The sequence below is a fragment of the Aeromonas aquatilis genome (assembly GCF_054052405.1).
Map to the genome: position 1 here is coordinate 31,611 of NZ_JBSTYP010000042.1, position 10,916 is coordinate 42,526.

Consider the following 10,916-nt stretch of genomic DNA (forward strand, 5'->3'; position numbering starts at 1 on the left):
ATTTACACTTATTGTGCTTCAAGCTTCAAGTTGTCAACAATAACCAGAAAAGATATTAATTCATTTTACTCACCCCATCAATCATACTACACCATGCGAATATACAGCAAGCAAGATGCATTGAAACTGCTTTTTTATTACCTCACACACCCAACCACCCAAAATTTATTTTAATTTATTTTAATTTATTTTAATTTATTAATTATTGAACAGGACGATTGAACATACACACATGTATATCTGTATATATGTATATATGTATATATGTATATATGTATATATGTATATATGTATATTGCACCTTACCATATTAAGACTATGATAATTAAATAGTTGATTCGTTTGCATTGACCGTACGTCCTTCATGTAAAAGCAAGATGGCCATCAAGTGACGAGCATGTCCTTTATCACGCGGAGCATGGATCATTTTGTGAATGCGGCGCCGTTGTGGTCGTGGCAGGAGTGGTAGGATAGGCATCAACTCAGTCCTTTGGGTGTAGCTTGTTTTGTTTGGCAACTAATGAAATCGCACAAACTGGACTGAGTTCCCTACCTCCAGTGATCTACTATTCGGAACAGCTATTTAGGCTGATTGTAGAGAAACAACCGTTTTACGCCCCCCGCACCAGAGCTGCTTTTTCTGGCTAGACGGAAAATCGGGGATTACGGCGTAAAAACCCCAAAAAGGAGTGATAAAGATGAACGATAATTTGAAGCACGTAGGATTCCTCATCATTTCACTGGCTTCGATGGTAGCCAGTCTCCACGCTGAAGCGGGAGTATCACCACAGCCGTTCTTCGCACAGCAGGTACTACAAGGGGTGACCTTCCAAGTCGAAAGCCCCAACGATAGTTCGATAAATATAGTTAAGGTGCGTGCGCTGGTGGACGAGAAGACGCTCGGAGAGCAAGCGGTTGAGGCTGACGGAACGATCACCGGTGTCGAGGTGGATGATCTCAACGCAGATGGTTTCCCGGAAATCTATATCTATGTCACCTCTGCGGGGAGCGGCTCCATTGGTTCGCTGATCGCGTTCGCATCGAACAGCAACCGGTCGGTCATCCCGATCACCCTTCCGCAGCTCGAAGACGAAGGGGAGGCGGTGACAAAAGGCTACATGGGGCACGACGAGTTCCTCATTGGTGAAGGCGTCTTGGTCCGCCGCTTCCCGGTTTACCTCAAGGGCGATACCAACGCGAGGCCGACTGGTGGAACTCGGCAGGTCCAGTACAAGCTAAAAGCCGGCGAGGCCGGATGGATGCTGCGCAAGTACCGGGTGGTCCAATACTGATGCGCTTTATTGGTCCTTGCTCGGCGTTCTCCCTCTGATGGTGATGGCTTTGCTGAGCCTGGGAGTAATGTTGGGGTGGCGGCAACTCGCTTATTAGTGTGTCACAAAAAGGGGATATTTGGAGCACCCATCTTTTTGATGGCATGAGTAGTGTCTTGCTGCCGGATTGCTGCTCGCCCCTCAATACTGTTTTGCGAACAGCGCCCTGTTTCCAGCAAGTCACGGCAGGTATACTGACCCTACGTTTTTGCCAAGGAGGTTCATGATGTCATCACCTGTGATTGTGATTGCCCAGCTTGAAGCCAGACCCGAATATTCCGAGCTGTTTCGCGCCACACTTGAGCCGCTAATTGCGGCCACCCTGCAAGAAGCGGGCTGCCAGCGCTATCAGCTGCATCAGGATCTGGACAATCCCCACAGCTGGATGCTCTACGAGGTGTGGGAGAGTGAAGCGGCACTCACCCGCCATCAGGGCCAGCCTCACTTTACCGAATTTATCGCCAAGGCCGAGCCCTGGTTTGCCAGTAGCAGTATTCGCCGCTATCAGCCACTGAGCGCCTGAACTATCCTTGTGCCACCTGCTATTGCGGTGTACCAATAAGACCAAAAGCACTAATGCAGCCCCCGAACGGCGGCGACTAGCACAGTCTATCGCCGCGGGCTTGGGGCTGCCAAGCAACGCGCGGCAGCTACAGCTCAAGCCCTCTATACCGCTCATATTTGTCACCGCCGATGTAAAAATGACCCACTAACGCCGGAGTAAAGTTGACCCACCTGGGCCAAGATCGTGGCTTTTGAGCCACACCCATGTTGACCCAGGAGTTATCAGTGGAAATCAGAGTGTTGGCCCGTCAGGGCATGAGCATCCGGGCTATCGCCCAGCAATTGCGGGTGTCCCGTAACACGGTTCGCAAGTATCTGCGCAACCCGGGCCTGCCAATCTATCCCAGCCGAGCAGCCCGACCAACCAAGCTCGATCCTTTTAAACCCTATCTGCAAGCGCGTATCCAGGCAGCGAAGCCACACTGGATCCCGGCGACGGTTCTGCTCAGGGAACTGCGAGAGCATGGCTACACTGGCGGGCTCTCCCAGCTCAAGGCCTGGTTATCTCCTCTGCGCCATGACGCCTCTGGCACCGTCGTCCGTTTTGAAACGGCCCCCGGTAAACAGATGCAGGTCGATTTCACCATTATCCGCCGCGGCAATCGGCCTCTAAAGGCCTTTGTTGCTACCCTGGGATTTAGCCGCGCCAGCTATGTCCGTTTCTTCGATCACGAACGTAATGATGCCTGGTTGACCGGACTGCGTGAGGCTTGTCATTTCTTCGGTGGGGTCCCGCAGGAGGTGCTATTTGATAATGCCAGCACCATCATCCGCGAGCGGGATGCCTATGGTGAAGGTGACCATCGTTGGCACCCGGCCCTGCTCGCCTTGGCCGAAGAGTACGGTTTTCGCCCCCGCGTCTGCCGTCCCTACCGGGCCCAGACCAAAGGCAAGGTCGAGCGCTTCAACGGCTACCTCAAGCGCAGTTTTGTCACACCACTGGCAGCCACCCTCAAGCAGGCAGGACTGGCGCTAGATGTGTCAACCGCCAATGCCCATATCGGCCCCTGGTTGCAAGACATCGCCAACCAGCGTAGCCATGGCACTACCGGTGAAGTCCCGGCTATCCGATTGCAACAAGAGCTGCCTCATTTTCTACCCCTGCCACAGGCGCTACCCGTTAGTCCCGGCACCACGGCCACTGCGCGCCCCATGCCACTGGAGAGCTTGCAGCATCCGCTATCGGTATACCAAGACCTGCTGGAGGTGAACGTATGAACTTGCAGCATGAACGCCTGATGGCCCTGAGTCAGGCGCTGCGCTTGGAAGGGATTGCTGCCCAGTGGTCAGCACTAGCTCAGAAGGCGGCCAACGAGGAGGCGAGCTTCGCCGATTATCTGGAGTGGTTGCTGCACGCAGAGCAGACCTTGAGGACCGAGCGCACCCGCCAGACCTTGCTCAAACTGGCCACTTTACCCGTGGTCAAAACGCTGGAGCAGTACGACTTCGGCTTTGCCAGTGGCGCACCTCGCAGCCAGTTGCAGGAGTTGGCCAGTCTGGCCTTTATCGAGCGTAGCGAAAACATAGTGCTGCTGGGCCCAAGCGGAGTGGGCAAGACGCATCTTGCCATCGCACTGGCCTATCGGGCTCTGATGGCTGGCATCAAGACCAGATTTATCAGCGCAGCAGACCTGATGTTGCAGCTGCAAGCAGCTCAACGACAGGAGCGGCTTAATGCCTACTTCAGCCGTGTCGTGATGGGGCCGCGTTTACTGGTGATCGATGAGATAGGCTACTTGCCGTTTGGGCGTGAGGAAGCAAACCTGTTTTTCAATGTGATCGCCAAACGTTATGAGAAAGGGAGCCTGATCTTGACGAGCAATCTGCCCTTTAGCCAGTGGGCCAGCACCTTTGCCGATGATCAGACACTGACGGCAGCTATGCTCGATAGGCTGTTACATCATGCACACATCGTTCAGATCAGCGGTGAAAGCTATCGTTTGAAAGAGAAACGCAAAGCGGGGGCCACACCCAAAACCAATTAACCCCATGTCCGGGTGGATCACTTTTCAATCGGCGAAATTAGCCAGAGTGGATCAGTTTTCGGTCGGCGTTGACACATATTCCAGCGATAATTCCAACTTTTTGCTCTCCTTAGCCTGTTCGTTTATCAGCTTTGCGCGCTCTGCAGTGTTCCAGCGCCTTGCTCAAGACTCTGACACTGCTGTCCAAGTTCTCTAACGCTCGCAGACTGGCCGGTGAACCAGGTTAGTAAGGCGTATTGCTCTACCTGCTGAATAACCTGCCCCCTGTCAATACGGCCTTCGCTGGACGCTTACACTTTAAGGACCCGTTTTGGCGGTAAAAAGTCAGAGTCTCGGCGTAATGATCATTTCAAATTGTCAACATCAGTCGAATAGTTGTTAACCAATGGGGCCTTCATTCGACACTAGAAAACTGGTTTTGAGCAGTCCGGAATATGCAGCATCAGCGCAACCAAGTTGTGACAGCCCTCAAGGCGGGAGAGCTGGCGCTGTGGAATTAGTGTTCATAATCGGCAAAAATATTCATTTGAGGCCAATGTCAGGTGATAACTAGTTCTGTACAGTTTGGCGACTAATCAGATCGCACAAACTGGACTGAGTTCCCTTCCTCCGGTGATCCACTATTCGGAACAGCTATTTAGAACAGTACACACAGAATTATTTACAATTTCAATAAATGCATCTTCATTGAAAGGCTTTTTTATTAAATAATTAACATCTATACTTTTACACCGCTCACTTATCTTTTCATTTACATCGAATGTCGTTAATATCGCTGGTATATTTGTGCAACTTGATATTGCCCATGTTTTTCAATAAACAACAGGTCATCCATATTGGGGACATTTAAGTCCCCAACAATAAAGCCAATAAAATTCCGGTTCATTTTTGATAGAGTATCTACACCATCAATAGCATAAATGACTTCATAGTCGGCACAACTCAATATTATGCACACTAATTGGACGAATCATTCACAACAATGATTATTTTGGCCATATGTTGTACCTTGATACGTTTTAGCAAATTATTTTATTCAAAGTTAGAGTATTTCGATGTTTTTTCAAGATGCTTTTGTTGTTTGAATTCGCCATTTTGTACCTAATACTTACTTTTTTAGTACTTGACGGAACTTTAATAGTGGCGAAAGAGGCAGTACTCCATGATCAGTATCAGGCCTTTCCCTAACGGCTGTTGTTTCTATTCGTTGCTATGTTGGCAGGCACTCAACTAACATATTGAATATCGTGACAACTTGCGCGTCATCCATTTTCAGTAAATTATCGCCAACATAGATTTCGCAATAGCTATGGTTAGGTAACATGCTGGGATTGAAACCACCACAGAACCAGACTCCATATTCACGAGCCAACTCGTCTCGGATCAGGTTAGCCTGATTTGCGGTGACTGGAAGATGTAGATGAAACAGATTGACCTGTGGTTCGGATGGATTAAATACAAGTTGAGGAAAAAGAGGTTTCAACAATTGGTAAATCTTACGAGTGCGCTCCAGTAAAGCAGGCATCATAGCCAGACGCTGGGCTAACTGCATGGCAGCCGATACAACAAAAGGTGAACGGTGATAAACATTACCCCCCTCACGTTTGACTTGCAAACGCGCTCGTTCGATAAACGCCTTGGAGCCAAGTAGCATGGCACCACCGAGAGCCCCTATTCCTTTATAAAACGAGATATAGATAGTGTCGAATAGGGCAGCGATATCAGCTATTGGCTTACCGTAACCCGCTGCGGCTTCCCATAGCCGAGCTCCATCCATATGAAAATGAATGCCTTGCTCACGGCACCAGCAGCTAATAGCTTGTAACTCCTCCCAATCAGGCAGTTGTCCCCCTATTTCACGCATTGGTAGCTCATAAAGTACTGCACACAGAGGTCCGCTAGAGGCTACAAGATCGTTTAAAAGCCAAGGATGATATGCATTGCCAAGTGGCTGCGCTATGAACCAGCGATTGAACTGATAGTTCTGCTCTTCGTGTTTGAGAATATGGCAAGTTGGGTGCATACCAACTATTGGGGGCGCTGTTCCTTCACAGGCTAAACGTAGTGCAATAGACTGAGCCAGTGTGCCTGTCATGACAAACAAAGCAGACTCTTGGCCAAGCAAACTGGATAATTCGCACTCAAATCTTTCAATTAGATCACCTTTACCATAGGTATCGTGATAGACCTCATGTTTACTGCACCAAGTTGCCATCGCGGCAAATTCTTCTGCAGCACTCAAAAGACGGTGTCCAGGTATAATGGTATGGCATTGCTGACGCAAATGGTCTGACATTATGAACTCCTTATTCGAAAAATTATTAAATAGGGGGTAAAGTCGAGATAACATAGACATAAGCCATCCAGAATGAATGCTATTTATTATCTAACTACCAAAAAATGGTACCATAAGTTTGACATTAACATTATGACATTGTGTGTTGTTTATATCCCATCGTTGTGATAGTTACGTAGTCGAGTATAGTTCATGAATAACATGATTTAGGTCAGATATCCTTCACAATTGGAAAATCACAATGGATGCTATTGTTCACAAGGTTTATCTTCGGAAGAGGTTCAGCGTTGTTTGAAGCACTATATCATCAGTGAGCTCTACTCTTAAGAACTAGGTCGATTTTGCGTGAACCTATTGATATACACGTGTCAATGTGTTGGCACAGATGGTGTATTAATTCGCTGAAGAGGAGAACACGTCAGAAAACGGAGATACGAAACCCGCGAGCTGACTCAATCCGATATTGTCGATCATATTGAAGCGTTGTAGAATCGGGTACAACGCCACAGACATATTCTGGAAAACTTCAAACAGACCCAGTTAGGACAGGATGTCTCTACTCAACTATTGAGGGGCAATCCACTTTGTATGCATCTGCCTGATAGCGAGCATCAATAGTGTCCCCCCTTGGTACCTTAGCAATGCGCCTCTGACCCCATAGCCATCCAAATAACCTATATATCCCCCCTAACCCTAATTTGGGAGAAGGCAAATGATGAACGATGATGTGATGTTGATCATGGGTTTTGGTTTTCAGCCAGTGATGGTGGGGATATATATGGTTGTTCATGATGATTTCCTTTAATGGGTTGAAAGCAGCATGACGAAATAAGATGTGTAGTAAAATTGCAAAGGTGGTAAAACAAATTACACCTTTAATCAGAGAGTAGCGAGCATGAACCTAAGACGACGCCTGCAGCAGTTGGAGAACAGATTGGGTCCACTAGGTCAGGGAGAGACCTCCCTCGATGAATTGGAGCAAATTTTCTGCTGTTCCCGACGTAACATTCAGCTAATCTTGGCTGCACTGGTTGAGGCTGGCTGGGTCACATGGTTACCAGGTCAGGGACGAGGTAACCGCTCTCATATCACTTTGCTACATAGTTTTCATCAGCTAACGTATGAAGAGGCTCAGGAGGCCTGTCAGTGTGGTCAGCTCGACCAGGCAATGGCGCTGCTTGAAGAAATAGGATCTACTGCCAACTTTGTCGCTCTGCTCAGTCAAATGGTGCAACAGCGCCACTGTGCAGATGGCATTATAATTCCTTTATCATCACATATTCTCGAACTTGATCCGGCACAAAGCAACAAAAGTAGTGACTTACACGTTATTGACCACCTTTATGACGGGTTGCTTGAAGTCTCACTTGTTGATGGCTCACTACTTCCCTCTCTAGCACACCACTGGGAAGAACGAGAAGAAGGATACTGTTGGTACTTCTGGATTCGTAATGGGGTACGGTTTCACCATGGCCCCTTACTGGAAGCTGATGATATCGTGCGCTCTCTTAATCGGTTGCGACATCACTCATGTCAACACCATCTTCTATATTCACACATCAATAGTGTCAGAGCACTATCACCACTAAAAGTGGAAGTTCGCCTGAACAACCCTGACCCCTTTTTGCTGCAACTCCTTGCCAACCCCCACAGCAAGATCATTGCCAGTGAAGGAGCATGTGATTCTTTGGGCCGTTTCGCCCCTTTTGGTACTGGTCCATTTAAGCTGCATCAACGTAGTGAACATCATCTCATCCTGAGACGTCACGATTACTATTGGGGAACACTACCACAATTGGAACAGATCGAAATTTGGAATATCCCTCCATCGAACCAGCAGCCCAGCTTATGGCTTCGTGCAAATCCCAAGCAGGGTCGAGAATATCATTCAGTCAACAAAAGTCATGAAACTGCAGGTTGCTTCTATCTTATTTTTCACCATATGAGTCCCTTGTGGCGTGATGAAAAACGACGCTGCACACTATGGCATCATCTTGAACAGGAGCGTTACAACGCAACTGGTTTGATCGTTGCAAACTCAATATTTCCTGGTGGCTATATGCTTCCCTCCCCTTGTCTCAAATCACGGGACTGGTCACAACTCAGACGCCCATTACGCATATTTGCTCCCGACACAGATCGCAGTAAACCTCAACGACAGTGGCTAGAGCAGAGTTTGACCAAACTTGGCGTCAAGTGCGATTGGCAACCTCTTCCGGGGGCGTTGAATGATGCATCACTATTATTGAATGCCGATTTGGTATTACTGGGTGAAGTACTCGATAGTCAGGGAGAATGGGGATTACTTGAGCTACTAATATCTAGTATTGGAGTCACCATGGCGATAGGCCATAAAGAACACAAAAAAATTGTCCAAAACCTCAGGTCTCACATCTCACGCTGCCGCCCTGAAGAACGACTGGGGCTCTTACTGCAGCAAGAAGCTCACCTCTGTAGCCAATACCGTTATCTTCCTTTGTTTCGCCAGGAGGAACACGTTATCTTCGATCCACGTCTGAAAGGTGTTATTGTCAACCCTCAGGGGTACTGTTCCTTCAAGTACCTTTGGCTTGATGAGCCCCAACTTGGGATTAATATCTGTACCCCTTAGCCCTTTTTGCTGCGTTACTTGCATATTGTAGTGGTCAACTAAATCCGGACACTTGGTTAGGCCGAACCTCGGCTTTTGCTGGCGGTATCCCGTCATTGTGTTGATGTGGACGCCGCCAGTTGTAGTAATCCATCAGGTAATAACTGATATCTCGTTTTGCCTCTCGCAAGCTCATATATCCCATAGCCGGGAGCCACTCTGACTTCAGGCTTCTGAACAACCGTTCCATCGGGGCGTTGACGCTCCTATGTCAACAGGCTCGCGCTGAGTCAGCTAAATCGGCCAAGATCAAAGGGTAGAGTTCCCTGACGATATAGCGTTTCAAAGTAAGCGTCCAGCTACTACCGTCTGGTGAATGGAGGCAGTTGTGGACAAAGTAGTTCCCACTAAAAAGTAGTGGGAACCAAAAATGGTGTACACCAATAGCCGTACCAATAGCAGCCGTAAAGGCAGAGCCAATTACTCGCGAGAATTCAAACTGCGGCTTGTCGAGGCCGCCAACCAGCCCGGCGTCTCCGTCTCAAAACTCGCACAGGAGCACGGGGTCAATGCAAACCTCTTGTTCAAATGGCGACGTGATGCCAAAGCCGAAGCCCCTGCGTTATATCCCATTGAACTGGTGTTGCCCCCTTCATCCACGGAGTTCTTCTTGCCGCCGACCCCGCAGCCCGAAACGCTCACGCCAGATACAGCCTCTGAACCGACACCATCCGGCACCATAGAGATACGGCTGGGGCGTGCAATGGTGGATTTGACCCCATAGATCCAGACACTTTTTCCCGCTTAGGGTTGTGATACCCGACTGCGCAGAAATTCCCGGGGTGAACGGTATCCCAAGGCGCTGTGCGGGTGGTGCTCGTTATAATGCTCAAACGCGATGGCCAAATTGCCTACCGCTGTTCGGCTATCTGGTTTCGGCATCATCTCGATATAGTCTCGCTTCATCGTCTTGACGAAGCTCTCCGCTATACCGTTGCTCTGTGGGCTTCTCACCGCAGTCGTTCTGGGCTCCAACCCGATTTCTCGTGCAAACGCGCGGGTCTCATGGGCTCGATACGCCGAGCCATTATCAGTCAGCCACTCCACCGGTGATGCCGGCAACGAATCCCCGAAGCGACGTTCGACAGACCTCAGCATGACATCTTGCACCGTGTCACTGTCGTAACCCCCGGTACTGGCAGCCCAATCCAAGGTTTCCCTGTCACAGCAGTCCATGGCGAACGTGACTCGTAGTTTTTCACCGTTATCACAGCGAAACTCGAAGCCATCTGAGCACCAACGTCGATTGCTCTCTTTGACGGCAACACGCCCCTTATGTGCCCGCGGGGTCAATGGTGCAGCCGGTTTTCTTTCCAGCAGCAGTCCATGATCGCGCATGACGCGATATACCCGTTTGGCGTTTACCACAGGCTGTCGTGTTGCCTCTGACTGACGCCGTAACAGCGCCCAGACTCGGCGATAGCCATAGGAGGGAAGCTCAGCCATCGCCTCCATGATCCGGCCAAGTAAGGCAGCATCATCATGCTGGCGATGATGACGACCATCTTGCCAACCTGGTTTTCGATGAACACGAACGGATAGCTGCGCACGCGATACATTAAGGGCCTGGCTCACAGCACTTAATCGTCGTCCCCCGGCAACAAGGGCGCATGCGCAATCCATTTTTTTGCTCGACCATACTCCACGGCTTCTTTGAGGATCTCGTTCTCCATGGTCTTCTTCCCGAGCAGACGCTGGAGCTCTCGGATCTGCTTGATGGCAGCAGCCAACTCTGAGGCAGGAACAACATCCTCACCGGCGGTGATCGCCGTGAGAGAGCCTTCCTGGAATTGCTTACGCCATTTGAAAAGCTGGTTGGCGTTGACGTCGTGCAAGCGAGCGACATGAGAGACGGTCATTCCGGGCTCAAAGGTCTGCTGCACGATGGAGATCTTTTCCTGCGGAGTTCGGCGTCGACGGCGCTCAGCCCCTGTTAACACTTCGACCATCTTCTCGTTGCGACTAGTACTGAACATAGTTCCAAGACTACCTCTTAAGTTAAGGCTATGTCCCAATTACGTGTTGAAAGGCTAAGCTTGAAGTAGGCCATCACCTTGAGGTCTACCATCATGGATACCCCAGCCTTTCAA

8 protein-coding genes and 2 pseudogenes are annotated in these 10,916 nt (G+C 49.4%); 6 read left to right on the forward strand and 4 right to left on the reverse strand.

Annotated elements, in window-relative coordinates:
- Positions 1 to 349: 349 nt before the first annotated feature.
- Positions 350 to 478, reverse strand: a pseudogene (locus ACW5W8_RS16370) (IS630 family transposase); the annotation flags it as partial.
- A gap of 220 nt (positions 479 to 698) precedes the next feature.
- Here ACW5W8_RS16370 and ACW5W8_RS16375 point away from each other — a divergent pair.
- The 4 genes from ACW5W8_RS16375 (at position 699) to istB (ending at position 3,880) form a co-directional block, all read left to right on the forward strand.
- Complete coding sequence (locus tag ACW5W8_RS16375; RefSeq protein ID WP_498628799.1) at positions 699 to 1,292, forward strand: hypothetical protein; 594 nt, start codon at positions 699 to 701, stop codon at positions 1,290 to 1,292.
- Between the two features lie 265 nt (positions 1,293 to 1,557).
- Positions 1,558 to 1,854 carry a putative quinol monooxygenase gene (locus ACW5W8_RS16380; protein ID WP_498628813.1) on the forward strand — a complete coding sequence of 99 codons (297 nt, stop codon included), beginning with the start codon at positions 1,558 to 1,560 and terminating at the stop codon, positions 1,852 to 1,854.
- Between the two features lie 245 nt (positions 1,855 to 2,099).
- The gene (gene istA, locus ACW5W8_RS16385; protein WP_498628801.1) at positions 2,100 to 3,113 is read left to right on the forward strand and encodes an IS21-like element ISAeme17 family transposase; all 1,014 of its coding nucleotides are present in this window, start codon (positions 2,100 to 2,102) and stop codon (positions 3,111 to 3,113) included.
- Positions 3,110 to 3,880, forward strand: a complete 771-nt coding sequence (istB, locus tag ACW5W8_RS16390; RefSeq protein WP_099994263.1) for an IS21-like element ISAeme17 family helper ATPase IstB — start codon at positions 3,110 to 3,112, stop codon at positions 3,878 to 3,880. The genes istA and istB overlap by 4 nt, the downstream gene beginning before the upstream one ends.
- A 1,210-nt stretch (positions 3,881 to 5,090) precedes the next feature.
- Here the strand turns inward: istB and ACW5W8_RS16395 are convergent.
- Entirely contained in the window at positions 5,091 to 6,176 is a 1,086-nt protein-coding gene (locus tag ACW5W8_RS16395) for a threonine aldolase family protein (protein WP_498628803.1), read from the reverse strand.
- 895 nt (positions 6,177 to 7,071) lie between these two features.
- On the opposite strand from ACW5W8_RS16395, the gene ACW5W8_RS16400 reads away from it, so the two are divergent.
- On the forward strand, positions 7,072 to 8,787 hold the full coding sequence (locus ACW5W8_RS16400) for an ABC transporter substrate-binding protein (protein WP_498628805.1): 1,716 nt from the start codon (positions 7,072 to 7,074) through the stop codon (positions 8,785 to 8,787).
- 34 nt (positions 8,788 to 8,821) lie between these two features.
- Here the strand turns inward: ACW5W8_RS16400 and ACW5W8_RS16405 are convergent.
- Positions 8,822 to 9,025 (reverse strand): annotated as a pseudogene (locus tag ACW5W8_RS16405) (integrase core domain-containing protein); the annotation flags it as partial.
- 171 nt (positions 9,026 to 9,196) lie between these two features.
- Between ACW5W8_RS16405 and tnpA the strand changes: the two are divergent.
- Positions 9,197 to 9,550: an IS66-like element accessory protein TnpA gene (gene tnpA / locus ACW5W8_RS16410; RefSeq protein WP_498628807.1), complete on the forward strand. Its 354-nt coding sequence runs from the start codon at positions 9,197 to 9,199 to the stop codon at positions 9,548 to 9,550.
- 20 nt (positions 9,551 to 9,570) lie between these two features.
- Here tnpA and ACW5W8_RS16415 read toward each other — a convergent pair.
- A protein-coding gene (locus tag ACW5W8_RS16415) for an IS3 family transposase (protein WP_302247783.1) occupies positions 9,571 to 10,775 on the reverse strand; the annotation gives its coding sequence in 2 pieces (ribosomal slippage) (positions 9,571 to 10,457 and positions 10,457 to 10,775; 1,206 coding nt in all).
- Between the last annotated feature and the right edge of the window lie 141 nt (positions 10,776 to 10,916).

Excerpts from the sequence above, each read along its gene's own strand:
- ACW5W8_RS16375 (WP_498628799.1), top strand. The coding sequence starts at position 699 with ATGAACGATAATTTGAAGCACGTAGGATTCCTCATCATTTCACTGGCT.
- ACW5W8_RS16380 (WP_498628813.1), top strand. The coding sequence starts at position 1,558 with ATGTCATCACCTGTGATTGTGATTGCCCAGCTTGAAGCCAGACCCGAA.
- istA (WP_498628801.1), top strand. The coding sequence starts at position 2,100 with ATGTTGACCCAGGAGTTATCAGTGGAAATCAGAGTGTTGGCCCGTCAG.
- istB (WP_099994263.1), top strand. The coding sequence starts at position 3,110 with ATGAACTTGCAGCATGAACGCCTGATGGCCCTGAGTCAGGCGCTGCGC.
- ACW5W8_RS16395 (WP_498628803.1), bottom strand. The coding sequence starts at position 6,176 with ATGTCAGACCATTTGCGTCAGCAATGCCATACCATTATACCTGGACAC.
- ACW5W8_RS16400 (WP_498628805.1), top strand. The coding sequence starts at position 7,072 with ATGAACCTAAGACGACGCCTGCAGCAGTTGGAGAACAGATTGGGTCCA.
- tnpA (WP_498628807.1), top strand. The coding sequence starts at position 9,197 with ATGGTGTACACCAATAGCCGTACCAATAGCAGCCGTAAAGGCAGAGCC.